The sequence below is a fragment of the Janthinobacterium paucivorans genome, assembly GCF_051380805.1.
GTDB lineage: Bacteria > Pseudomonadota > Gammaproteobacteria > Burkholderiales > Burkholderiaceae_D > Janthinobacterium > Janthinobacterium lividum_D.
Map to the genome: position 1 here is coordinate 26,324 of NZ_JBNYXR010000001.1, position 24,920 is coordinate 51,243.

At 63.2% G+C, this 24,920-nt stretch carries 20 protein-coding genes; 9 read left to right on the top strand and 11 right to left on the bottom strand.

Translation table 11 applies throughout. The features are described from left to right. Positions 1–100 precede the first annotated feature (100 nt). Positions 101–1,060, top strand: coding sequence for a LysR family transcriptional regulator (locus ACQ4V8_RS00100; protein WP_043462657.1), 960 nt, complete (start codon positions 101–103; stop codon positions 1,058–1,060). 3 nt (positions 1,061–1,063) lie between these two features. Here the strand turns inward: ACQ4V8_RS00100 and ACQ4V8_RS00105 are convergent, their stop codons facing one another. Then, positions 1,064–2,134 (bottom strand): M29 family metallopeptidase, encoded by a 1,071-nt coding sequence (locus tag ACQ4V8_RS00105; RefSeq protein WP_070346365.1) that lies wholly within the window; start codon positions 2,132–2,134, stop codon positions 1,064–1,066. Between the two features lie 281 nt (positions 2,135–2,415). Here ACQ4V8_RS00105 and ACQ4V8_RS00110 point away from each other — a divergent pair, with 281 nt between their 5' ends. The 3 genes from ACQ4V8_RS00110 (at position 2,416) to ACQ4V8_RS00120 (ending at position 4,562) form a co-directional block, all read left to right on the top strand. Next, positions 2,416–2,835: a hypothetical protein gene (locus ACQ4V8_RS00110; protein WP_010401018.1), complete on the top strand. Its 420-nt coding sequence runs from the start codon at positions 2,416–2,418 to the stop codon at positions 2,833–2,835. Between the two features lie 241 nt (positions 2,836–3,076). After that, a complete protein-coding gene (locus ACQ4V8_RS00115; protein WP_436570703.1) occupies positions 3,077–4,048 on the top strand; it encodes a hypothetical protein in 972 nt (323 codons plus the stop codon). A gap of 184 nt (positions 4,049–4,232) precedes the next feature. Beyond that, positions 4,233–4,562 (top strand): hypothetical protein, encoded by a 330-nt coding sequence (locus ACQ4V8_RS00120; protein ID WP_029496624.1) that lies wholly within the window; start codon positions 4,233–4,235, stop codon positions 4,560–4,562. Positions 4,563–4,612: 50 nt separating this feature from the next. On the opposite strand, the gene ACQ4V8_RS00125 is transcribed toward ACQ4V8_RS00120, so the two are convergent. From ACQ4V8_RS00125 to ACQ4V8_RS00145, 5 genes are all read right to left on the bottom strand, one after another. Further along, positions 4,613–6,622, bottom strand: a complete 2,010-nt coding sequence (locus ACQ4V8_RS00125; RefSeq protein WP_436570704.1) for a sensor domain-containing diguanylate cyclase — start codon at positions 6,620–6,622, stop codon at positions 4,613–4,615. Between the two features lie 260 nt (positions 6,623–6,882). Next, positions 6,883–7,224 (bottom strand): methyl-accepting chemotaxis protein, encoded by a 342-nt coding sequence (locus tag ACQ4V8_RS00130; RefSeq protein WP_010401012.1) that lies wholly within the window; start codon positions 7,222–7,224, stop codon positions 6,883–6,885. Between the two features lie 52 nt (positions 7,225–7,276). Continuing rightward, entirely contained in the window at positions 7,277–9,097 is a 1,821-nt protein-coding gene (locus ACQ4V8_RS00135) for an ABC transporter ATP-binding protein (protein WP_436570705.1), read from the bottom strand. Further along, on the bottom strand, positions 9,087–10,838 hold the full coding sequence (locus tag ACQ4V8_RS00140; RefSeq protein WP_010401009.1) for an ABC transporter transmembrane domain-containing protein: 1,752 nt from the start codon (positions 10,836–10,838) through the stop codon (positions 9,087–9,089). Before ACQ4V8_RS00140 ends, ACQ4V8_RS00135 begins: the two co-directional genes overlap by 11 nt. A 207-nt stretch (positions 10,839–11,045) precedes the next feature. Next, on the bottom strand, positions 11,046–11,975 hold the full coding sequence (locus tag ACQ4V8_RS00145; protein WP_436570706.1) for a phasin family protein: 930 nt from the start codon (positions 11,973–11,975) through the stop codon (positions 11,046–11,048). 384 nt (positions 11,976–12,359) lie between these two features. On the opposite strand from ACQ4V8_RS00145, the gene ACQ4V8_RS00150 reads away from it, so the two are divergent. From ACQ4V8_RS00150 to ACQ4V8_RS00165, 4 genes are all read left to right on the top strand, one after another. Next, positions 12,360–13,634 (top strand): amidohydrolase family protein, encoded by a 1,275-nt coding sequence (locus ACQ4V8_RS00150; protein ID WP_010401005.1) that lies wholly within the window; start codon positions 12,360–12,362, stop codon positions 13,632–13,634. A gap of 80 nt (positions 13,635–13,714) precedes the next feature. Further along, positions 13,715–14,233: a GNAT family N-acetyltransferase gene (locus tag ACQ4V8_RS00155; protein ID WP_010401004.1), complete on the top strand. Its 519-nt coding sequence runs from the start codon at positions 13,715–13,717 to the stop codon at positions 14,231–14,233. Between the two features lie 230 nt (positions 14,234–14,463). After that, a complete protein-coding gene (locus ACQ4V8_RS00160; protein WP_010401003.1) occupies positions 14,464–16,077 on the top strand; it encodes a methyl-accepting chemotaxis protein in 1,614 nt (537 codons plus the stop codon). Between the two features lie 168 nt (positions 16,078–16,245). Continuing rightward, positions 16,246–18,063 carry a putative bifunctional diguanylate cyclase/phosphodiesterase gene (locus ACQ4V8_RS00165; RefSeq protein ID WP_436570707.1) on the top strand — a complete coding sequence of 606 codons (1,818 nt, stop codon included), beginning with the start codon at positions 16,246–16,248 and terminating at the stop codon, positions 18,061–18,063. On the opposite strand, the gene ACQ4V8_RS00170 is transcribed toward ACQ4V8_RS00165, so the two are convergent. The 3 genes from ACQ4V8_RS00170 to ACQ4V8_RS00180 are packed head-to-tail and all read right to left on the bottom strand — an operon-like array spanning position 18,050 to position 20,393. Further along, positions 18,050–18,418: a DUF3325 domain-containing protein gene (locus ACQ4V8_RS00170; RefSeq protein WP_010400993.1), complete on the bottom strand. Its 369-nt coding sequence runs from the start codon at positions 18,416–18,418 to the stop codon at positions 18,050–18,052. The genes ACQ4V8_RS00165 and ACQ4V8_RS00170 overlap by 14 nt on opposite strands. Continuing rightward, positions 18,418–20,040, bottom strand: coding sequence for a PepSY-associated TM helix domain-containing protein (locus ACQ4V8_RS00175; protein ID WP_010400992.1), 1,623 nt, complete (start codon positions 20,038–20,040; stop codon positions 18,418–18,420). Before ACQ4V8_RS00175 ends, ACQ4V8_RS00170 begins: the two co-directional genes overlap by 1 nt. Next, the gene (locus ACQ4V8_RS00180) at positions 20,037–20,393 is read right to left on the bottom strand and encodes a DUF3649 domain-containing protein (RefSeq protein WP_010400991.1); all 357 of its coding nucleotides are present in this window, start codon (positions 20,391–20,393) and stop codon (positions 20,037–20,039) included. Before ACQ4V8_RS00180 ends, ACQ4V8_RS00175 begins: the two co-directional genes overlap by 4 nt. A 560-nt stretch (positions 20,394–20,953) precedes the next feature. Between ACQ4V8_RS00180 and ACQ4V8_RS00185 the strand changes: the two genes are divergently transcribed. Continuing rightward, on the top strand, positions 20,954–22,597 hold the full coding sequence (locus ACQ4V8_RS00185; RefSeq protein ID WP_436570708.1) for an alpha-D-glucose phosphate-specific phosphoglucomutase: 1,644 nt from the start codon (positions 20,954–20,956) through the stop codon (positions 22,595–22,597). Positions 22,598–22,659: 62 nt separating this feature from the next. On the opposite strand, the gene ACQ4V8_RS00190 is transcribed toward ACQ4V8_RS00185, so the two are convergent. Further along, positions 22,660–24,234 (bottom strand): POT-type proton-dependent oligopeptide transporter, encoded by a 1,575-nt coding sequence (locus ACQ4V8_RS00190; protein WP_436570709.1) that lies wholly within the window; start codon positions 24,232–24,234, stop codon positions 22,660–22,662. Positions 24,235–24,315: 81 nt separating this feature from the next. After that, on the bottom strand, positions 24,316–24,897 hold the full coding sequence (locus ACQ4V8_RS00195) for a GNAT family N-acetyltransferase (protein WP_070346374.1): 582 nt from the start codon (positions 24,895–24,897) through the stop codon (positions 24,316–24,318). Positions 24,898–24,920: the final 23 nt, after the last annotated feature.

Genomic DNA, 24,920 nt, shown 5'->3' on the forward strand with positions numbered 1-24,920 from the left:
GTTGTTACAAAAAGAAAGATGCCATTGTAGGTGGTGGAGTGGGGGCAAACAATTGGTAGTCGGTTGACAGATTGTCTCAAAAACGAAGACAATTCTTGGCATGGATCAACTAAAAGCGATGGAAATCTTTGTCGAGGTGGCGCGCCAGCGCAGCTTCACCATGGCCGGGCAGCGCCTGGGCCTGACGCGCGCCATGGTCAGCAAGACCATCATGCAGCTGGAGCAGCGCCTGAATGCGCGCCTGCTGCACCGTTCCACGCGCGAAGTGAGCCTGACGGACGCGGGGCGCGCCTACCTGGCGCCCTGCATGGCTACCGTCAGCCAGGCGCAGGAAGCGGCGCGCATGGTGGCGCACGTGGCGCAGGCGGGTGCCGGGGCGGAGCTCGCCGGGCCGCTGCGCATCCAGGCACCATCGAGTTTCGGCAGCGTCTGGCTAGCCGATGCCGTCGCCCGTTTCAGCCTGCTGCACCCGCAGGTGCAGGCCGAGTTATTTGTCGACGACGCCTTGCTCGACCCGATACGCTACGGTTTTGACTTGACTATCCGCGTCGGCGGCATCCCGGACAGCAGCGTGCTGGCCATGCGCCGGCTGGCGCCGTGTCGCGCCGTGCTGTGCGCCAGTCCCGCCTATCTGGCGCAATGGGGCATGCCGCAGGTGCCGCAAGACTTGTTGCAGCATCAGTGTTTGCATTTCAGCCACCTGACCGATGGCACAAATTGGCAGTTCCAGCGTGGAGCAGGAGCGCAGCGCGAAGAGGTGAGCGTGCGCGTGCAGGCAGGTTTTACGGCGAATAACGGGCTGGTGCTGCACCAGGCGGCGCTGCGCGGCCTGGGCATTGTCTATAGCACCACCTTTCTCGCCTGGCGCAAGCTGCTCGATGGCAGCCTGCTACCCGTACTGTCGGGCTGGGAGCTGCCGTTGAATTACTTGAGCGCCCTGTATCCGGCCAGCCGCCAGCCATCGCCCAAGGTGCGCGCGCTGATCGATTTCCTGGTGGCCCAATACCAGCCCTTGCCGCCGTGGGACCGCGAACTGGAAGCGGCTGGATTTTTCAGCTGAGGCTCAGTTGAAAGCGACGGCTTCCACCGTCCACGCGCCATCGGCGTACACGCGTTCGTCGTCGAGGTAGACGGCCTCGGTGACGGCGAAGATATCGACGTGGTAGCGCGCATCCTTGCGCTTGAACTGGGGCTTGGTGTAGACGCCGTGCTTGGCGCCCAGCGACAAATGGATGCCGCACATGCGTTCGTAGGTGCCGATGTCGTTTACCAGCTGCTCGCGCGAAAAGGCGCGGTTCATGCCGAAGCCCAGTTCGCGTACCCACACTTCGCCCTCATGCGCACGGATGATCTCCAGCATGGCGGTAAATTCCGGCGTGGCCTGCTCGGTGCCCGTCACGCGACCCTTTTCGATGATCAGGGTAATTGGCGTGTCGGGGCGGTTGACCATGAAGTGCGTGTCGCCAAAGACGAAGATGCGCACGCGCCCATTTACCGCTTCCAGGTCTTGCGCTTCCGTAAACACTTCGCCCAGGGGGAACTGGCCGCCAATATTGTTCATGCCGCTGTAGTCGCCGATGTTGAGCTTGGCCGCTTCGAACGGCGAGGCGAACACCAGTTGCTCGCCGCCGCTGTCGAGCATGCCATGGCGGGCGCGGTCGATGCGCGCCTTCAGCGCATGGCCCACGCCGCGATAGTAGGCCGGGTCGTAGGCCAGCGAAGCGATGTAGTGCAGCCCCTGCACGCCGGGCATGCGTGATAAATGCACGTGTTCGATCACTTTCAGGCCCCGCTTGAACAGTTCGATGCGGATGCGGAACGCTTCCAGGCGGAAGCTGGTCGACTGTATCAGCACGACGAGGCTGCCGGCGGGCAGTTCGGCGAACGCGGCCAGCACGGCGTCGGGCGTGACGTCGTCGAAATCGATGAGAGTCGCGTCCGGCAAGGCTAGGTGATACGCTTGCGTCAACACGACATTGAGCCAGCTGCGCTTGTCGCAGACGATCAACGCCGGTTCATCCGGGCGGTGACAGATTGCCATGGCCAGCAGGTCGGCCACGTTTTGCGCGGCCACTTCGGTGGCGGCGGTGCTGATGGCATCGAGCCGGCTGGTGTCATTGTCGGGAAGCGTCATGGTGCGGAGGTGTCCGGCGTAAAGTAAGGGCTGTATTATAAAGTGATTGCGGCAGGCTACACGATTGCCCATCCGGTGTAGGGCCTGTGGCTGCGGTGTTCCTGATTATCTTGTATAGTGCTTTATCGCAATGTATTATTTAATACACAGCTTGAAAGTGAGCAGTCGCAGCGGCAAAGGTACGCCTGTGCCGGCCGCGCTTTCAGTAATGCAGGGACAATAAGCCTACAGACGATGACTAAGAGTGTGAAGTGATGAGTATAATCGGACAAGATATTCCCATGGAGCGGCCCGATACGGATGGGCGCGCTGCCGTGTTCGTTCCCGTCACTGGCGTCAAGGAAGATGTCCTGCTGACCATACGCAAGAGTGCGGCGATCGTTGGCTTTGCCAATCACGACCGCACCGTCACGGTGTATTTTGAAAGCAACCGCTTCGACGACCCGCTGCTGGCCAAGTGGGAGCAAAAGGCGCGCAAGGCTTACGACCGCCTGGTCGAGAACGCGCCCACCGTCTCCAAGCTGACCACCAGCCCCGCCAATTTCGAGCAGATCGGCTACATCAATGGCAAGGGCATTACCATCCGTCGTATGGAAAGCCTGCAACGCTGGCTCGCCTATTCGGACGCGATGGATACTTGCCCGGCAACCGATATCATTGCGCGCACGGTGATTGCAAAAGTTGATCCCGTCAAGGCCTAAGAGCGGCTGACAAAATGCTGAGGGCGTTGCTCGCTGGCGCTGAACATTTGCTCTGTCGTTTTCGGCGACTCGCCGCAAGCGACGACAATATCGGCTCTGTCCCCCTATTGACGGGAGACAGAGCCATTTTTTTGATCGGTATCCTTGCCTTGGAACTCCCTGCGGGTGTGTCGTTGCGGTGCGCGCGTAAGGTAATATTGCGGCAGAACGCAGTGGAATGACTCTAGGAAAAGGTTGTAATGTGCTTCAAACAGTGAATGATGTTTGCATTAACGCCGCTTGCGGTGGCACCTTGCTGCTGCGCGTGGCGTATTGTCCGTTTTGCGGCGCGCGCCAGGTGGCGCAAGTGCCAGTTCTGGAGCAAGCTGCGGCGCCGCCACTGCCGCGCGTGCCGCCGCCGGTACCCGTCGCTGCGCCTGTCCCTGCTGCTACTCCTGCGCCTATCCCTGCACCTGTCCCCGCAGCTATTGCTGCGCCCAAGCCTGCCTTTGTGCCCAAGCCCGCCCCGCCAGCACCGCCTGCTGCGCCAGCCAAGGCGCCGCCCGCGAAACCGGTCGCCCGGGCTTCTGTGCCGCCGCCGCGCCCGCCCGTGCGCTTGCGCACGTGGATCGCTGCTGCCGTGGTGCTGATTGGTATCTGGTTCTTCAACAAGCCCGCCGACCCACCGGCCAGCGTGGCGCAGCAGGTGGAGGCCGCCACTGCGCTGGCGCTGCAGTGCGACCTTGACGGGGCGCGTAGTGCGCTTGCCGTTCTGAAAAGCGCCAAGGCACCGGCCGCGCATATCAAGCGTTTGCAGGCGAGCATCACCAAGTCTGCTGCCGCCTGCGACAGGCAACAGCAGCGGGCGCAGGCATGGCCGGCGTTGCAGGACAGCGTCAAGCAGGCGCTCGGTGCGGGCAAGGCCGATTTGGCCGCCACGCGCCTGGCCGTCTATGTGAAACGTTGGGGCGACGATCCCGACACCTTGGAACTCGATGCCAAGGTGAAAGTGGCGCAAGCGAGCACCCGGCTCGATGCGGCCGACGCTTGCCTTGCCAAGGGCGACCGGATCTGCCTGGAAACTAGCCTGATCGCTGCCGAACGCTACAAGCGGCCGGAACTGGCGGCGCGCACGCAGGCGCTGCGCACGGCGCTGTCGCAACTGCTCGAGCGTTCGCTGCTGGACGCGGTCCCGGTCGCGGTCCCGGTTCCGGCCCCGGCCCCCGCCCAGTAGTGCAAAGCAAGGCGCTTGTCCTGCCGGCTCGGCGCGAAAAGCAGCTTGAAAATGCAAGATACCATTGCTTACAACTACGCCATAAAGGCCTGTTTTTATGTGCGTTAGCGTACGCTAGATAATCTTAGGCAGGTGTATATTGCGCATTGATCTGTGTCTTTTGATAACAATGAAAGGGAATATCATGCAAGCAAGCAAAAAATGGATGAGCGTATGCGCCGCCGCGATGATGGTTGTGTCTCTGGCTGCCTGCCAGAAGCAAAGCGATGTCGCCGCAGGTCCTGCGCAACAAGCTGGCCAGAAGATCGATGCGGCCGCTGCCAAGGCTGAAGCCGACATCAAGGCTGCCGCTAGCAAGGCCGACGCTGCCGTGAGTCAGGCGACTGCCGATACGGGTGCCAAGATGGATCAGATCGCCGCTGACGCCGACAAGAAAATGAGCGAAGCGGCTGATGCCGTGGGCAAGAAAGTGGAAAAAGCCGGCGAAAAGATGCAGGACGCCGCGCACAAGTAATCTGCGTAATCACTGCGCCCGGGCTGGCTGCTGCCGGCCCGGCTCGCGTTCTACCGTCCAGTGATGGCTGGTGCGGCGACGCCGTCGCTGGCGCTAGCCTGCCTGCCATGCGCCGCCGTCGCTGTATCGGCAGCGTCCATGCCGTCGGTACTGCCCAGTACCACGCTCAAATCCACAAAGCCGTCGCGCCACGCGCGCTCCAGGTCTTGCTCCACCGCTTCCAGCGTCGTTTTTTCCACCTGCTGGAAGGCGCGCAAGCCGTAGGCCCGGTTGCGCCCGTGCGCCTTGGCCAGGTATAGCGCCATATCGATCAGGTTGACGCTGCGTTCCCACGTCAGTTGCCGCCCGAGCGGTGCCAGCGGATAGGGGGCAAAGCCGACGGACACGTGTACCGTGATGGCTTGTCCCTGGTAATGGATCACTTGCGCAGCCATGCCGTTGAGGATACGCCGTGCAATATCGTCGAGTCCGTCGCGCGCGACGGCAGGCAGGAAGGCGAGGAATTCCTCGCCGCCCCAGCGCACGATCATGTCTGTTTCGCGCAACACCTCGTGCAAGGTTTCGGCGATCGTCGTCAGCACCATGTCGCCTGCCGCATGGCCGTAGCGGTCATTGATGTGCTTGAAATGGTCCACATCGAGCAGGAACAGCGCACCCACGACATCGGTGCCGCCGTAGCCCTGCTGCGCCTTGCCCGCATGGCTGCGCATGAATTCCTGGAAATGGCGGCGGTTGTACAGGGCCGTCAGCGGGTCACGCGAGCTTTGGCGCTTGAGTTCCTGGTTCTTGACTTTCAGCTGCACATTCGCATGGTGCACTTTGCGGTACAGCAAGCCGACGATGACGGACGCCATGGCCAGCACCAGTGCCAGCAACCACCACACGCGCTGCTGCAGGCGGCGATTGTCGATTTCGGTGCTCTTGAGCTGATTTTCGCGGCTCAGCAGCTCGATCTGGCGCTGCTTCTTCTCCGCTTCATATTTTTCTTGTAATTCATACACGGCCTTTTGCCGCTGCTTCTCGAACAGCTGGTTGGAAATGCCCCGCTCGCGGTGGTACGCCGTGACGGCGCCACGCAGGTCGCCGGCCTTTTCCAGCGCCATGCCGTATTCCAGCAGCACGGCCTGCATGTCTGGCTGATTAGCCGTGCGTTCGTAGTAGGCCAGGCCCGTGGCCACGCTTTGCTTGCCTTCCTGTAAGCGTCCCTGGCCGATCAGCGCCTGGCCGATATTGAGGCGCGCCGTCGCTTCCACTTGTTCATCGTTGACCAGGCGACCCGCGTCGATGGCTTCATTCGCATAACGCAGAGTGCGCGCGTAGTCGCCTTCCTTCAGATAGCTGTCCGACAGATTGACGAGGGTAACGGCCGCCATGGCGCGGGCGCCCAGCTGGCGTTCCAGCGCCAGGGCTGCCAGCAGGGCGCGCTGGCCCCGTTGCGGCTGTTGCGCCGACAGTGCCAGCCCGTATTCCGTGTTCTTCGCCTGCGCCATGCGGCCCGGAGATTCCAGGGTGGCGGAGACGGCCAGCAGCTCGTCGAGCACTTCGAAGCCCTTGTCGTACTCGCGCAGCTGCGTGTATAGCACCGTGAGGGCATTTAGGGCGGCGGCCAGGCTGTAGGGGGAATTGCTCTGGCGCGCCAGGTCGACGGCCGCCTGCAGCTTGGTCAGCGCGAACGGGAAATTGCCTTCCTCGGCCCACGACTGGCCCGCGCTGATGGTCGCTTGCACGCGCACGGGCAGGTCGTCCGTACGGTTGGCGATCTTTTCCGCCTCGAACGCCAGCAGATGCGAGGCGTTGCGTTCGTTCCGGGCAAACGTGATGTACGCCTTGCAAAGTAGGCCTTTCGCCAGCGCCACGTCGTTCTTGTTCTGGCGGGCATAGGCGATCAGCTCCTCGGCCACCTGCATCGCAACCTTGTTTTGCCCCAGTCGCATGTGCACGGTACTGAGTTGGGTAAGGAATTCCGCGCGCACTGGCAGGGGAGCGCTGCGCGCCTGTGTTTCTATCTCTTGCAGGTGCTGCAGGGCGCGCGCAGGAACGAAGCGGCCATCTTCACGCACGGCGGCGATATGCTGCTCAAGGTTGCCGACCTGAGTTTGAGCCGGAGCTTGAGCCGGAGCTTGAGCCTGAGCAGCAGGCGTCAGCAGGCAGGCCAGTGCTAACAGCCAATGCGCCTTGCGCCACGATGCCCCTTTCTGTCTGTCTGCCAAAGCCCCGCCCCCACAATAAGTTGCTTTTTACAACAGATTATAATCTGTTGCAATCAAGAAATATCATGTGGGATACAGAAATTTATAAAAATGCACACTTTAGTTGCAAGTTAACGCGGGGGCAGGGTGGCCGAGGTCCGCGCGCTGCGCTTCAGGCGGAAGATGGCGACGGCCTCAATCAGGTCGGCGTTCTGTTGCCTGATATTGTCCATCTGCGTGAGCGCCTGGCTGACCTTGCCGATCCCCGCGCATTGCTCGTGACTGGCGCTGGTGATCTCGTGCATGATGGCAGCCACCTGCTGCATCGATTCCACCAGCAGCGCCATGCTGCGCCGCACCGTCGCCGTCAGCGTTGCCGTCGAATTTGCTGTTTCTTCCAGGGTACTGACTTGCGCTTCAGTACGCGCCCACAGTTTGGCCTTGCCCAGCGCGATTTTGTCGGTGGCGCTCACCCGCTCCAGGCTGCGCTCGACGTCGCGCTAGGCGAGGGCTAGGCACCTCCTCTTACACCGCCAACTGCTGCAGCAGATACAGGCGCTGGTACAAGCCGCCCTCGATCTGCATCAGTTCCTCGTGCGCTCCCGCTTCCGTGATGCGGCCATGGTTGAGCACGATGATCCGCTCGGCCTCGCGGATGGTCGACAGGCGGTGGGCGATGGCGATGATGGTCACCTTGCCGCGCAATTCATTCAGGGCCAGCTGCACGATTTGCTCCGTCTGGCTATCGATGCGCGACGTGGCTTCATCGAGCAGCAGGATGCGCGGCTGGCCGGCCAGCGCGCGGGCAATCGCGATCAGCTGTTTCTGCCCGGACGACAGGCGCGAGCCGCCTTCGCCCAGCGGCGTGTCGTAGCCGTGTTCCAGCGCGGCGATGAAGTCGTGCGCATGCGCGGCGCGCGCCGCCGTCTCGATCTGCTGCTGCGTGTAGCCGCGGCCCATGTCGATGTTTTCGCGCGCCGAAGCGGCCAGCAGGAAGGGGTCTTGCGGCACCAGGCCGACATCGGCGCGGAAATGCGCGTTGGCTATGCTGTCGATGGCGCTGCCGTTGATGGCGATGCTGCCCTGCGTGACGGGGTAAAAGCGCAGCAGCAAGGACAGCAAAGTCGATTTGCCGCTGCCCGTGTGGCCGACGATGCCAAAAAACGCACCCTGGGGTATGCTCAGCGACAGGTCGTGCAGCACGGGCTGGTTTTGCACGTAGGCGAAGCTCAGGTGGGCGATGTCCACGGCGGGCGTGTCGCCGTCATGTGCGCCGTGGCGCGCCGCCGGGTGTGCGTCACTGTTGGCCTTGCCCGGTGCGTGTTCCAGCGCCTGCGCTTCGTCCAGCAGGGCCGAGACGCGGGCCGTCGCCACCACCGACTGCTGCAACTGGCTAAATTGCATGGTGATCTGGATCAAGGGTTCAATCACGCGCGCGATATAGCTGATGAACGCATACAGCACGCCCACTTCCACGGCGTCCATTTCGCGCTGGCCGAAGCTGAAGATGACGACGGACAGCAGCACGATGTTGAGCATGTCGAGCGCGGGACGCAGCAGCCAGGCGTTGGCGCGCAATTCCTGCATGCGCGCCGTGTAATGGTCCTGGTTGATGCCAGTGAAGCGCGCGCCGAAGCGGCGCTGCGCGTTATTCGCCTGCAGCACGCTCATGCCGCCGATCGATTCGGCGATCTGCCCGTTGATTTCGCTGCGCAGGGCGCGCGCACGCGTGACGGCTGGCGCGCTCCAGCGCTGGTACAGGAAGACGATCACCAGCACGGCCGGCAGCAGGGCCAGCACGATCAGCATCAAACGCCAGTCGAGGAAAGCCATGGCGGCCATGGTGCCGAGCAGGACGATTGAGCTGTCGAGGATGACGAACAGTACCTGCACGTACAGCGATTTGACGGCCTCCGTGTCATTCGTGACGCGGCTGACCAATTGCCCCGTAATGGCGCGGTCGAAGAAGGCCATCGGCAGACGCAGCACGTGCTGGTAGACGCCTTCACGCAGGCGCTGCACCGAACGCATGGCCAGGCCGGACAGGCGCACCAGTTGCAGGTAGCGCAGGCCGGAGGCGATCCAGCCCGTCAGCAGGCAGCCGCCCAGCAGCAGCGACATGCGGGTCCAGTCCAGGTTGCGCGGCAGCAAGTGCTGGTCGATCAGGGCTTTGCCCAGGATGGGGCCCGTCACTTCCAGCGCGGCGGCGAGGATCAGCCAGAATGTGGCCCAATATAAATGGCGCAGGTCGGGCGCGGCGGCGCGGCGCAGCAGGCCGATCGCTTGCGCGGCTTGGCGGCGCACGGACTGCGTGGTGCTGCTGGCTTGGTCGGTCTTAGATGGCATTGAGGCTGGCCTCCAGTTGTTGATAACGCCACTGGCTGGCGTACCAGCCGTCGCGCTGCATCAGCGCGTCGTGCTTGCCCGTTTCCGTGATGTGGCCATCGCGCAGCACCAGGATCAGGTCGGCATTCACGACGGCGCTCAGGCGGTGGCTGGCGATGATAGCGCTGCGTTCGGGACGGCGCCGGCGCAGTTCTTCCAGGTGCTGCAGGATGCGCGTTTCCGTGCCCGTGTCGACGGCTGACAGGGCATCGTCGAGCAGCAGCAAGCCATTGTCGGCCAGCAAGGCCCGGGCAATCGCCACGCGCTGGCGCTGGCCGCCGGACAGGGTGATGCCCTTTTCTCCCACATGCGTCAGATAGCCTTCGGGAAATTGCAGGATGTCATCGTGGATATCGGCCAGCTGCGCCGCCCGTTCCACTTCCCCGCGCGTGGCGTCGGGACGCGCCAGGGCAATATTGTCGGCGATGCTGGCCGAGAACAGGAAGGACTCCTGCGGCACCCAGCTGATGGCCGCGCGCAACGCATGCAAGGCATACGCATCGAGCGGCTGGTCATTCCAGGTAGCCGTGCCTGACTGTGGCGTGACTTGGCGCAGCAGCACGCGCAGCAGGGTCGACTTGCCGCTGCCGGTGGGCCCGACCAGGCCCAGGGTCTGGCCTGGCTGCAATAGCAGCGAGATGCCGGACAGCGCCGGCGTCGTCTGGCCCGCGTAGGCGTAGCCGATGTCCGTCAGTTGCAGCGGGCCGGGCGTCAGCGTGGCGATGCTGCCATGATCGTCGATCGCCAGCGGCGCGTCCAGCATCGGCTGCAGCCGTTGCCAGGCGGCGCGGCCCCGTTCGATCAGCGACAGTACCCAGCCGGCGGCAAACATGGGCCAGATCAGCTGTCCCAGATACATGGAAAAGCTCGTCAGCGCGCCTATGGTCAATTGATCGTGCCACACCAGGTAGCCGCCCAGCCCCAGGGTCAGCGCCGTCGCCGTCGTCAGGGTCAGGCCGACCGCCGGTTCATACGCCGCTTCCCAGCGCTGCGCCGTCAGGCTGGCGTTCGCCGCGTGGCCGGCCAGGGTGGAAAATTGCTTGCTGCTGCGCTCTTCCAGGCCTAGCGCGCGCAAGGTGCGCACGCCCGACAGCGACTCCTGCACATGTTCGTTCAGCGCTGAAAAGCGTGTTAATGAATCGGTGGATGCCGTGTGAATATGGCTGGAGATACGCCAGAAGGCCAGTCCCATCAGCGGGAAGGGCAGCAGGGCGATGCAGGCCAGGCGCCAGTCCACGCCCAGCAGCATGATGCCCAGCACCATCAGCAAGGTCAAGCTGCCGTCGAAGCCTGCCAGCATGGCTTCGCCGGCCGCCATTTCGATGGCGTCGATGTCGTTCGTCGCCAGCGCCATCAGGTCACCCGTGCGCTGGTTCTGGTAAAACGCGGCGCCTTGCTGCGACATGCGCGTGTAGAAGCGCGTGCGCAGCATCACGCCCAGCTGGTAGGCGGCCTTGAACAGGGTAATGCGCCAGCCTACGCGCAGGAAGTAGATGACGACGCCCAAGGCGAGCAGGGTCAGCAGCTCAAGCCACAGTTCGTTCGTCGTCATGCGGTGTGCGGCCAGTGCGTCGATGATGGCGCCCACGCGGCGGGGGATCCAGACGGTCAGTGCGGCGACGCCGGCCAGCATGGCGGCGGCGGCGGCATACGCCGCACTGTGCTGACGCACGAAGCCGGCGATGAGCCTCGATAAACTCATGGTTACCTTTTGTTTTTTGTGATGGGATGTCGCGGGGCGGAAGAACGGGCCCGCAGACTGAAAGTACGCGTAGGATACAACAAGGCGGAAAAGCGCGCTGTGGACGGGCACGCAAGAAAAAACGGGCCGTGGCCCGTTGTAGTGCGCGCTGTGGCGCTGCTGCTGCCGCTTTAAGCTGCGGCCTTGCTTGCGGCCTTGCTTGCGGCCTTACTTGTGGCCTTGCTTGCGGCCGCTGCCTTTGCTGCCACCCAGCATGTCGAGCTGTTTCGATGGCGTGCCCTTGGGCGCAACTTTGGCTGCTGGTTTCACGGTAATCTTGGCCACGCTCTTGCCAGCGGCGCTGGCTGGCTTGGCGGCTGGTTTGCTCGAAGGAAATGGCTTGTCGGCGGGCTTGATCGCTGGCTTGGCCACGACTGCTTGCACGGCGGGCTTGTCGGCCGCTTTCTCGGCAACTTTCTCGGTAACTTTGGCAGGCGCTGCCGCTGGCTTGGCTGCTGGCGTAGCAACAGCGACGAGGGCGGGAGCGGGCGCTACCTTTGCGGCAGGCTTGGCCGCTACGGCAGGTTTGGCGACATCGGCAGGCGTGGCCACTACGGCAGGTTTGGCCACATCGACAGGCTTGGCCACTACGGCAGGCTTGACCACCACGGCAGTTTTGGCCACATCGACAGGCTTGGCTGGCGCAACTTGGGCGGCATGGGCCGGCGCGCTTGTCGCAGGTGCCGGTGCGGCGGCCGGTTCAGTAGTAGGAGCGGCGACGGCCAGCGTCGGCTGGCTCATTGACGTGACGCTAGCAGGGGCGGCGGCATCGAGGCGGGCCTTGGCCGAGGCCAGCAATTGCGCCTGGGTGCTCGAGGCGATGCCGAATAGCTGACGGCTGTACGCCAGCACGCTTTCGATGTTCGGCTGCGCCTGGCTGGTGCTGTAGCGAAAGAAGTCGCGCGGGTCCTGTGTTGCCAGCAGGTGCTGCGCCGTTTCTGCCGTGTGCGACAGGGCAGCCTTGCCTGCGTTCAGGTTCAGGGCGATGATTTTCTCGGCGCTTTCGAAGACTTTGCCGGTCAGGGTGTTAAAAATTTGCAACTGGCTTTCCAGTTGCGATTTGGCGGCGCTGGAAAGGTGTTCAGGAAGCGGAAACATATTTACTCCTTTGTACGGATTAAAATGCTGGCAAAACGCTCTGCAAAATCCCGAAAACCAGAGTGGGCCGCGTTTTGTAAAGTAGTTAGCGTGCTAAATAGCTGATGATGGATTAATTATGATGCAATGCAATATGCATAGTCTAGCGGTGATTCGAGTTAGTTGAAAGTTATTTTATGCAGGCCGCGTGGCGTATGCTTGCCCTATTTGTGGGCCTGCTAGCGTTGGTGGGAAGTTTGCGCATGCGCAAGGTGTTGTCGGCCAATGTATGGCGATGCTTTTGTGAGTGGCCGCCTTCTTGCACTGCAGCATCCCACGAAAAACGCCTGCAATGGCAATGTAGCTCAAGCACCAGGCAGCGTAATCAACTCAAGGAGTGTTCGCATGGACTTAGTCATCCGCAATGCCAGCTTGCCCGATGGGCGCCGCGCCATCGATATCGCCATCGACGACGGCCGCATCGCCGCCGTCGGCCCTGCCTTGCCCGTGCAGGGTGCGCAAGAGATCGACGCCGCAGGTGATCTGGTCACGCCGCCGTTTGTCGATGCGCACTTCCACATGGACGCCACGCTCAGCTATGGCTTGCCGCGCGTGAACGCTTCCGGCACCCTGCTTGAAGGCATCGCCTTGTGGGGCGAACTGAAGCCGCAGCTGACGCAGGATGCACTGGTGGAGCGCGCCCTGCAGTATTGTGACTGGGCCGTGGCGCGCGGCTTGCTTGCCATCCGCTCGCACGTCGATATCTGCGACCCGCGCTTGCTGGCCGTGGAAGCCCTGCTCGACGTCAAGCGGCAAGTGGCGCCGTATCTCGACTTGCAACTGGTGGCCTTTCCTCAGGATGGCATCCTGCGCAGCCCCGGCGCCTTCGATCAATTGAAGCGCGCCATTGCCATGGGCGTCGACGTGGTGGGTGGCATCCCGCATTTTGAGCGCAGCATGGCCGACGGCGCCGAATCGGTGCGCCTGCTGTGCGAATTTGCCTGCGAGCGGGGCCTGATGGTGGACATGCATTGCGACGAGTCGGACGACCCGCTGTCGCGCCACATTGAAACCCTGGCCTTCCACAGCCATCGCTTGGGGATGCAGGGCAGGGTGACGGGTTCGCACCTGACGTCCATGCATTCGATGGACAATTATTACGTCAGCAAACTATTACCGCTGATCCGCGAGGCAGGTGTGGCAGCCATCGCCAACCCTCTCATCAACATCACCCTGCAGGCGCGCCACGATACGTATCCGAAGCGGCGCGGCATGACGCGCGTGCCCGAGATGCTGGCCGCCGGCATCGCTGTCGCCTTCGGCCACGATTGCGTGATGGACCCGTGGTACAGCCTCGGCTCGGGCGATATGCTGGAAGTGGCGCACATGGGGCTGCACGTGGCGCAGATGACGGGCCAGCAAGCCATGCACGAGTGCTTTTTGGCGGTGACGCAAACGCCAGCGCGCATCCTGGGCCTCGATGGCTATGGCATTGCACCTGGCTGCCATGCGGACTTGCTGATCCTCGATTGCAGCTCTACGGTGGAAGCGCTGCGCCTGCGCGCCGCGCGGCGCCTGGTACTACGCCGTGGCAAGGTCGTCAGCGAAGCGCCGCGTGCCAGTGCGCGCCTGCATCTGGAGGGACGCCCTGTGAGCGTGAATTTTCGCCTGGGGCGCTGAAATGGCGATGCGTATGCCACTGGACGACCCGGCGCAAATCCCCGACAATCTGCGCATACTTTAGCTACCGGAGGCGCACCTTGAAAGAAATTGACATCCGTCTTGCCCAGGAATCGGACTTCGAGGCCATGTGGTCGATTTTCCAGACCTTGGTGGCCGGCGGCGACACCTGCGCCTTTCCCGCCGCTACCTCGCGCGAAGACTGCCACGCCTACTGGTTCGGCCCTGGCGTGCAAAGCTATGTCGCCGTGATGGGCAGCGAGCGCCTGCTGGGTATGTACAGGTTGCTAGCGAACCAGCCGGGGCATGGCGCGCACGTGGCCAATGCCTTGTTCATGGTCGATCCGGCCGCGCAGGGTGTGGGGGTGGGCCGCCTGATGGGCGTGCACTGCATGCAAGAAGCGCGCCGTGCCGGCTTCCTGGCGATGCAGTTCAACTTCGTCGTCAGCACCAACCTGGCCGCCGTCACCCTGTGGAAAAAGCTGGGTTTTAGCATCATCGGCACCCTGCCGCTGGCCTACCGCCACGCGCAGCTGGGCTATGTCGACGCCTACGTGATGTATCAGCTGTTGACCGATCCGATGCAGTGGCCAGCATGAGTGGTGCTGTGGGTAAGATTGCTGGCCTGCCCATGCTGCGCGCCCGGCAATATGGTTACTCAGTCAATATTTCCTTGTAATTTGTTGTTTCTATGCTGAAAGTTTTTCTCTAGCGAAAGTGCCGCTTGGTTTTTTACGGCATGCGCTGCATGATTTGCCTATTTGGTGAGAATTAGATGTTTTTGGCAGCAATTTTGTTGCCAGCCTGTTTTTGCCGCCGGGAGAAACACATGCAATTAGCGAATCTGAAAATCTCCGTCCGCCTGGGTCTGTTGGGCGCTTTCTTTTTTATTGCGCTGGTGTTCGTCGGCGTGCGTGGCTGGAGCGCGCTCGACGCGGCCAGCACGCGCAGTGCCGATGCCATGCAGCGCTCAGTGGCCTTGACGGAAGCGGTTGACGCGGCGCGCAGCGCGCAGGTGGAATTCAAGATCCAGGTGCAGGAATGGAAAAACATCCTGCTGCGCGGCGGCGATGCGGCCGCCTTCCAGCGCTACCGCGAAGCGTTTGTCGCCAGCGGCGCGCAAACGCGCAAGGAATTGGCCGGCCTGCAGTCATTGATGACGGCCTTGAAACTCGATACGGCACCCGTGGCGAAAGCCATGCAGGCGCACGATGCGCTGGGCTTGAGCTATCTGGCGGCGCTGAAGCAGTACGACGGCGCGCGCGCCGAAAGTGCCCAGACGGTCGATGCGCTGGTGAAAGGCATGGACCGCGAACCGACGCGCCAGATCGACGCCATCGTCGCTGGCATCGGCAAACAGTCGCACGCCTTGATGGCGCAGATGAAGGAGCAGGACGCCGCCGCGAACCGCAGCGCCAGTATCGTCATGCTGGCCACCGTGCTGCTGATCCTGGTCGTCGGTAGCGCCACGGTGTGGTGGCTGGTGCGCAGCATCACGGTGCCGCTGGGTGCGGCCGTCGGCATCGCCCAGCAAGTGGCGGCCGGCGACTTGCGCGCCGTGGTGGCCGACAGCAGCCGCGATGAAATCGGCGATCTGCTGCGTGCCTTGAAGGCCATGAGTGGTAACCTGGCCGATATCGTGGGACGCGTGCGGGTCGGCACGGATGCCATCGCCACGGCGTCGACCGAAATTGCCAGAGGTAATATGGATCTGTCTTCGCGCACCGAGGAACAGGCCAGTTCCTTGGAAGAAACGGCCGCCTCGATGATCGAGTTGACCACCACCGTGCGGCAGAATAACGACAACGCGGACCAGGCGCGTCAGCTGGCCAGCGGTGCCTCCGACGTGGCGCAGCGCGGCGGCGAGGCCGTGGCGCAAGTGGTGCAGACCATGAACCATATCAATGACTCGTCCAAGCGCATCGTCGACATCATCGCCGTCATCGACGGCATCGCCTTCCAGACGAATATCCTGGCCCTGAATGCGGCCGTGGAAGCGGCGCGTGCGGGTGAGCAGGGACGCGGCTTTGCCGTCGTCGCCTCGGAAGTGCGCAGCCTGGCGCACAGGTCGGCGGCGGCCGCCTTGGAAATCAAGCAGCTGATCGGCGAATCCGTGCGCACGGTGGAAGAGGGCAGTGTGCTGGCCGGCCAGGCAGGACGCACGATGAATGACGTGGTCAGCAGCGTGCAGCGCGTGAACGCTATCATCGGCGAGATCGCCGTGGCGAGCGTGGAGCAGAGCGATGGCATCGAGCAGATCAGCATCGCCATCAGCCAGATGGATGGCGTGACGCAGCAAAATGCGGCGCTGGTGGAGCAGGCCGCGGCCGCCGCAGACGCCTTGCAGCAGCAGGCAGCCAGCCTGGCAGATGCCGTCAGCATCTTCAAACTGCATGCCACTGCCGGTCTCGCTGCGCCGGCCCGCAGGCTGTCGCTGACCTGACGCAGGCTTGTCCCGCACCGCTTGATGCCAGTCAAGCGGTGTCCGATCAGGCAAATATCGCGCCTAAATTCTTATACTATTTCCTTTCAGCATGTATCTGCGCCCGCTCGCATGGCGCGTGTTGCAAAGGAAAAGCATGTCCTTCACTTTCCGCCTGACGGGTGATGCATGACGGCGCTGCTGCTGCTGGCACTGTGCCTATGCCTATGCATGGCTGTGATGCTGAGCGTGCTGCTGGCCTGCCAGTGGCGTGCGGCGCGCGCCTGGGGGCGGCGCCATGCTGCCGCAGTCATGCTGCAGGCGGGGCAGCGCCAGCGCATGGCCGATGCGCTGGCGCTGCTGCACGCGCTGCCCGCGGCCGTCATCGGCACCGACCACGATGGCGTGGTGCAGTACTTGAATCCCCGCGCCTGCGCCATGGGTGGGCTGCTGGGCGACGATGGCCTGGGCCAGCCCGTGACGCAGCTGCTGCCGCTGTTCCATGACGGCAGCCCCATCGATGCGGCGCGTCAGGTGCGCGAGTGCGTGGCGCAGCAGGAAGTGCTGGAAGTGGCGCGCGGCGCCGTGCTGCTGCGCCATCTCGATGGCAAGCGTATCGACGTCCAGTACAGCTGCGCGCCGCTGGCGCAGGGTGGCGCCGTACTGCTGTTGCACGATGTGTCGGCGCGGCGGCGCGCCGAGCAGCAGCTGGAATTCATCGCCCACCACGACGGCTTGACGGGCTTGCCGAACCGCCTGCATTTCCAGATCCGCTTCGAGCACGGCATCGCCTACGCGCGCCGCCACCAGGGCTTGCTGGCCGTGCTGTTCGTCGACATCGACCGCTTCAAATCCATCAACGACAGCCTGGGGCATGACGTCGGGGACCAGGTGCTGACGGAGTTCGCGCGCCGGGTGCAGCAGTGCGTGCGCAAGGTCGACACGGTGGCGCGCCAGGGCGGCGATGAATTCATCATCTTGCTGACGGAGCTGCACACGGCGCATGATGCCGAGCGGGTGGCCGAAAAAATCGTCGCCGCCATCGCCGCTCCCTTCGTCATCGGCGAATACAGCCTGGCGGTGGCGGCCAGCGTGGGCCTGGCCCTGTACCCGGACGATGACGACGACGTCAATGCACTGATCGAAAAGGCCGACCTGGCCATGTACGCTGCCAAGCGCCACGCGCCTGGCACCTGTTTGCGTTACGCCGCGCGCATGCAGGCGCAGTCGTATTCGCGCACCATCCTCGAGACGGCTCTGCGCCATGCACTCGAACGCAAGGAATTCACGCTGTTTTACCAGCCGCGCATGGACCTGAAGACGCGCAGGATCACGGGAGTGAAGGCGCTGCTGCGCTGGAAGCACCCGGAACTGGGACTGATGATGCCGCTCGATTTTTTGCCGGTGCTGGAAGAAAGTGCCTTGATCTTGCCGGTGGGCGCCTGGGTGTTGGCCACTGCGGTGGAACAGGCGGGCAGGTGGATTGCGCAGGGGCAGTTGCTGACAGTGTCCGTCAGCCTGTCGGCGCGCCAGTTCTACCAGCGCGATATTGCGCGCAATTTCGCCGCCGTGCTGGAAGCGGCCGGTGTGCCCGGGCATTGCATCGAACTGGAAATCGCCGCCGGCATTTTGATCGACCGCAACCAGAACTGCGAACTGATATTGCATCAGTTCCGTCAGCTGGGCATGGCGATTGCAATCAGTGATTTCGGCACGGGCGACGCGTCGCTCAATTATCTGAAACGCTTTCCCACGGACGCCGTGAAGATCGAAAAGTGCTTCGTCGACGACCTGGGCAATCCGGGCGGCGACAGCGCCATGGTGCGCGCCATCGTGGCGATGGCACGCACGCTCGGGCTGCGCAGCATCGCCGGCGGGGTGGAAAGCAGCGCGCAGCTGGAACTGCTGGCCGAGATGGGCTGCGACGAGGCGTTTGGTTATGTCCTCGGCCGCGCCATGGCGCCCGAGGATGTCGAGGTGCTGCTCAAGACGCCTAGCCCGGCGTAATGGAGAGCGCCGCCAGCAGCACGGCCGCCAGCACGGCTGCGCCGCCGATCAGGCGCGCCAGGCGCATCGCCAGGTGCGGCGCGTAAGGCAGCAGCCAGATCAGCAGCAAGCCGCAGCCCGTCAGGCTGCCGATCCAGTACACCAAGCCATAGCCGCCGCCGGCGATATGCATGGCCCAGGCCAGGCCGGCGGCCAGCGTCAGCGACCCCGTCCACTGCAAGCGGCGGCGCAGCGGCGCGGGCGGTTCTGCGCCGCGTCCGTGCAGGTCGGCGTAGTGGCGGTCCATCGCCAGGCACAGCGATGACAAGCCCGCATAGCACAGGGCAAAGACCAGGAAATTGGACAGCAGCTCCATCACGCGGCCTCCATCGTCGTTGCCGGCTTGGCGGCGGGGGTGGTTTTGGCCGCCTTCACGGGCAGCGGTTTCAACTTGAACGCCGCATACGCCAGGCCCAGGCCCAGCACCAGCACCACCAGGTCGAAGGCGGCCACCGCCACGGGGCCGCGGCCCAGGAACAGGGTCATGCCCAGGTGCGACTCGGTGGTGAAAACGTTCAGTACGGGCAGGGATGCCAGCAGGAAGGCGCCCACGGCCAGCTGCATGCGCCACATGGCGCGCGAGGGGCGCAGCTGGGCAATGATGGCGGCCATGGCCCATGCGCCAAAGAAGCAGGCGATTTCCTCTTGCGGGCGTTCTTCCATGCCGACCGGCAGCAGGCGGTTAGCCCAGAAGTAGGCACCGAAGGCGATCGGGATACCGGCGATGGCACCGATATTGAGTGCTTCGACCAGGCGCAGGCCGAAGCTGGCGCGCTTGCCGGCGGCCAGCGCCTTGGCCTGCTTCTGGCGCGTCTTGACGGCCCACAGCAGGGCGCCTGTGGCGACCATGGCGCAGCCGGCCAGGCCGGACAGGAAGAACAGCGCGCGCAGCAGCGGTCCGCCGAAGTGGGCGATGTGCAGGCCGACCATGACGCCGTGTGTGGCGGCTGCGCCAGGCAGCGCCTCGCCATTGGTCGACAGTAACTTGCCGGAAACGCCATCGAATTCCATCGACGGCTGCTTCGACGACATGCTGCGTCCGGCTGCGCGCGACAGCGTTACGCTGGCGTTGGCGTCGCCCGGGTGATTCACGGAGATGCGCTCGACCTTGTCGCCCCACTGCAGCTCTGCCTGGCGCACGAGCGGCGCCAGCGATGTCAGCGGCGCGGCCACGCCGGCCGGCTTGCTGTCGCCAGCGCGGCCCGGAAACGCTTCGGCGAAGAAGGCATCCTGGTCGCCCTTGTAGGCGGCCGTGGCGCCGGACGGCATGTACAGGAACATCAACGTCACCAGGCCCGTGTAGGTGATCATGATGTGGTAAGGCAGTGCCAGCACGGCGGTCACATTGTGCGCGTCCAGCCACGAGCGCTGGCCTTTTTTCGGCCGGAAGGTAAACAAATCCTTGAAGATGCGCTTATGCGTGACGATGCCACTGATGATGGAGACGAACATGAACATGGTGCAAAAACCCACGATCCAGCGGCCCCAGATGGCAGACATGTAGTGCAGGTTGAAATGCAGGCGATAGAGGAACTCGCCACCGCGCGTGTCGCGCGGCTTCGATAGCACTTCGCCCGTGGCGGGGTCGGTTTTTTCTCGGTGGAAGTTGCCGCGCCGTCCGCGCGTCTTTTCGCCCGGTTGCGACGGCTTGCTCCAGCCCAGCTGGGTAGCGCGATTGCGCTCGTCGGGCAGGCTGATAAGCCAGCGCGTGGCGCCCGTGGCCCTCTCCTGCAAGGCCTGCTGCGCGACCTTGGTCGCTTCCTCGGTGCTTACCTGGCTGGCGGCGGCGCCATGCAGCTCGGGCTGCATCCACACGGTGATTTCATGGCGGTAATAGCTGGCCGTGCCGGTGCAAAACACCAGCAGCAAAATCCAGCAGACGAGCAGTCCGGACCAGGTGTGTAGCCATGCCATCGACTGGCGGAAACCTTCTTTCATGCGAGACTCCAGGATAGTGCATCGAGCAATTGCAAGATGGCGGCGATGACGGCGGCGGGAATCAACAGGCCCAGCCAGGCGCGCAGGGCGCTGCGCGTGGCGAAGACCCACATCACGGCGCAGGTGTAGACGGCAAACGACAGCACGGTGGCCGTCATGACGGCTTCGGCACGGGCCATGGGCAGGCTTACCGACAGCAGCATGGTAAGCAGTGCGGTCAGCATATAGCCGCCAACGATGGCCGCCAGGCTGCGTGAGGCCACGCCAAGGCGGTATATCGCCCCGGCGCAGAGCCGCAGGCGTGGCATTTTTTCAGCCGCGTCAGTCGATTCGGTATGGGCAGGCGCTTGCATGATCAGTCGTGATCCTTGCTCGGTGGCAAGGCAAGGCCGGCCAGCAAAGTGCTGGCGAGAGCGCCGCAGAGCGCAATGGAGATGATGTGCATGGTGTATCCCTTGTACTTTTTATGTGCAATGAAAAAGACGGCCGTAGTGCTGCAAATGGCGTGTTCGAGATGGAGACTTGCTTGGCGGTGATGCCTGGCTGGCGCAGCGTGCCACCCGGCCGCGCATCTTCAGGCGACTGCGCGCAGAGTCCGGGGGAGGGCTTAAATCGTAATGAGAACTATTACTATTATAGTGTGGAGTTGTGAGACGTGCAAGAGTGTGGTGTTGACTGCGACAGGGGCGCCTGATTGCGGGCGGTGGCCTGCTCGCAGGTCACGGCGTCCGATGTTCGATGTTCGATGTTCGATGTTCGAGTTTGCGGCCAGGAATGCCAAGGATGAGCATGATTTTAACTATTGCATGTGCGGCGAATACGGCACTCAGCGGCTTGGCGCACCGTAGAAGCCGTACATCGCTTTGTCGCTTGCCCGGCATGCGTTATCATCAGAAGTTAATAGGGAGGCAATATGTCTATTCAAATCATCAATACGGCGCCGATTGCTGGCCAGCGGCCCGGCACATCGGGTCTGCGCAAGAAGGTGACGCTCTTCAGCGCAGCGCAATACCTGGAAAACTTCGTGCAGAGCGTTTTTGACACGCTTGGCGACTGTCGCGGCCAGACCTTGGTGCTGGGGGGCGATGGCCGCTATTACAACCGCGCGGCGATCCAGACGGTGCTGCGCATGGCGGCCGCGCATGGCTATGCGCGCGTGCTGCTGGGGCAAGGCGGCATCCTGTCGACGCCGGCCGTCAGTTGCGTCATTCGCAAGCATGGCGCCAGCGGCGGCATCATCCTGTCGGCCAGCCATAATCCCGGTGGCCCCGATGGTGATTTCGGCATCAAGTACAACATCGCCAATGGCGGCCCGGCGCCCGAGAAGGTCACCGAGGCCATCTATGCGCGCACGCAAACCATCAGCCAATACCGCATCAGCGACGCGGCCGACATCGACCTCGATGTGCGGGGATTGGCGCGCATCGAACAGATGGTGGTTGAGGTGATCGACCCGGTTCTTGATTACGCGGAACTGATGCAGCAGCTGTTCGACTTCGACGCTATCCGCGCCCTGTTCGCGGGCGGGACGCGCATCTGCTTTGACGGCATGCACGCCGTTTCCGGCCCGTATGCGACAGCTATCCTGGAAGGCATGCTGTGCGCACCCAAGGGCAGCGTCATCAACGGCCTGCCGCTGGAAGACTTTGGCGGCGGCCATCCCGACCCCAATCCCGTCAACGCGCAAGAGTTGATCGCCATCATGGCGGCTGGAGACGGTGAGAATGCGGCGCCCGACTTTGGCGCCGCCTCGGACGGCGATGGCGACCGCAACATGATCGTTGGCCGCAACTTTGACGTCACGCCATCTGACAGCCTGGCGATTTTGGCCGCCAACGCCAGCGTGGCACCCGGCTACCGCGCCGGCTTGAAGGGCATCGCCCGCTCGATGCCGACCTCGGGCGCGGCCGACCGGGTTGCCAGCGTGCTGGGCATCCCTTGCTACGAGACGCCGACGGGCTGGAAATTCTTTGGCACCCTGCTCGACGCCGGCATGGTGACCTTATGCGGCGAGGAAAGCTACGGCACGGGCTCGGACCACGTGCGTGAAAAGGATGGCTTGTGGGCCGTGCTGTTCTGGCTCAACCTGCTGGCAGAGAAAAAACAATCGGTGGAAGAGATCGTGCGCGCGCACTGGGCCACGTATGGCCGCAATTACTATTCGCGCCACGATTATGAAGACATCGACAGCGCTGGCGCGACGCAGTTGATGCAGGCCGTGCGCGACCAGTTGGCCGCCTTGCCGGGCCAGGTGTTCGGTGGCTACACGGTGGCGCTGGCCGACGATTTCAGCTACACCGACCCGGTCGACGGCTGCGTGGCGACGCAGCAGGGCATCCGCATCATCATGACCGATGGCGCGCGCATCGTGTTGCGCCTGTCCGGCACCGGCACCGAAGGCGCCACCTTGCGCCTGTACCTGGAGCGCTATGAAGCCGATCCGGCGCAGCATGACATCGCGACCCAGCAAGCGCTGGCGGGGCTGATCGCGGTGGCGCAGCAGCTGGCGCAGATCCGCGAGCGCACGGGGCGCGACGCGCCGACGGTGACGACCTGACGAGGACAGGCAAAGCGCCCACGATGTGTTGCGTGGGCGCTCTTGCTCAGCTTACTGTTGGATCATGCCTTGCCCGGCACTGCGGCCTGGCGGTAGTTGTCGACCATTTTGTAGCGCCTTGCATACAGGCCGAAGGCCAGCATGGCGACGGCGGCAAAGGCGGCGAAGAAGAACATCTGGAAAGCCGTCACGCTGATGCCGCTTTCGGCAATCTTGCCGATCACACCCTCGTTCATGACGCTGCGGTTGACGATCAGCACCCACAGGTTGCCCACCGTGGTCGACAAATTCCAGAAGCTCATGATGGCGCCCTTCATCGACACTGGCGCCTGGCTGTAGGCAAACTCCAGGCCCGTGGCCGAGACCAGCACTTCACCGAACGTCAGCAAGGCATACGGCAGGATTTGCCACATGATGGAGACGGCATTGCCGCTGTCGAGCGCCAACTGCAGCAAGCCGATGACGATCCAGGCCAGCGAGGAAAAGCCGATACCGGCCGTCATGCGGCGCAGGGCCGTCGCTTCCAGGCCGAAGCGGTTCAGCATCGGGTACAGCACCAGGTTGTTGAACGGGATCAGCAGCATCACCAGCATCGGGTTCAGCGCCTGCATCTGCGCCGGCAGGAACCAGCTTGGTTTTTCCATGGTGTTCGCTTGCACGATCCAGGTCGAAGCCTTCTGGTCGAACAGCGAGAAGAAGGGCGTCACGAGGGCGAAGATGACGAGGATGCGCAGCACGGCGCGCACGCCTTCGACGGCTTCGTCAGGATGGATGCCGCGCGCGCGTTCCAGTTGCATGGCCGTGCCGATGCTGCCGAAGGCCAGCAGCAAGACCAGCGCCGTACACGCTGAAATCACGAAACCCCATTCTGGAATGCTGTAGAACGCATACAGGGCGCCGATCACGCCGACATAGGCCACGTACAGGCCAGGGCGCGAACCGCCATCGACGCGCGCCATCAAGGCTGTGCGGGCGACGCGGGTGAACGAATCGGGATTCGGCGGCGCCGGCGGCACGTGCACGTATTTCTTGGCGCCCATCCAGAAGACGATGGTGGCGGCCAGCATCATCAGGCCGGGAATGCCGAAGGCGATCGACGGGCCGTAGTCGCGCAGAAACATCGGCATCAGCAGCGAGGCGAAGAAGGAGCCGAAGTTGATGATCCAGTAAAACAGGTCGAATACCAGCTTGGCCTTGTGCTTGTTGGTCTGGTCGAACTGGTCGCCGACAAACGAGGCCACCAGCGGCTTGATGCCGCCCGAGCCGAAGGCGATCAGGAACAGGCCGAAATAGAAACCGTTGACGCTGTTTTCAAACAGGGCCAGGCAGGCATGGCCGGCGCAATACACGAGGCTGAGCCAGAAGATGGTGTTGTACTTGCCAAAAAAGCGGTCGGCCAGCCAGCCGCCGAGCAGCGGGAAGAAATACACGCCGATGACGAAGGTGTGGAAGACGTGCTTGGCTTCACCCGTACGCTGGTCGATCGGGATCATCAGCAGCAAGGTGCTGATGAGGAATGGCGTCAGGATGTTGCGCATGCCATAAAAGCTGAAGCGTTCGCAGCCTTCGTTGGCAATGATGTACGGTATTTGCCGCGGCATCTTGCCCGTGGCGGTTTGTGTCTCGGCCGATGACATTGGCTCTCCCCAAGTTTTTTTTGTAAGCCGCGATGCTAAGGCCTGCCGCGTTTGCTTGCAACAGAAAAAACGGCCTGTCCGCTATTTCGCAGGGATTTGTAAGGTATTGATTTTCATAAAGACATTACTTTCGGCACTTGCGCTCGTACTTGCACGGGCACTTGCAAGAGCGGGGCGGGGCAGCAATAGCTGCAGTGGCAGCATGCCTTTCGCAGCGGGGCCGTTTGCCAGGGTAAAGCCGCAGCTCAGGTAGAGGCTCAACGCCGCGTGGTTATCCTGCGCCACGGCCAGGCGCACGCAGCCCAGTTCGGGAATGGCGCAGGCGTGTGCGATGGCTGCCTGCGTCAGTTGCCGTCCCGCGCCGCGTCCACGCGCCTGCGGTGCCACATACACGCCCCACAAGCTGGCCTTGTCATGTACGACGGCAATCGGTTCGCGGCGCAGGCCGGCAATGGCGATCAATTGTTCTTCGTTAAACGCGCCAAATATTATTTGGTGCGAGGTGGCGCGCAAGCGCTGTGCCATCTGTGCCAGCGGCAAGCCGCTTTCCGCGGCGTGCGTGGTGCAGAAAGCGGCGGGCAGTTCGGCGATGCCGGTCAGGCGCAGGGCGCGATAGGTGCTGGCGTCGTCTGGCGTGAGCGGGCGGACAGTGGTGGCGGGCATGTGGCCGAGTATCGGGCTTCGAT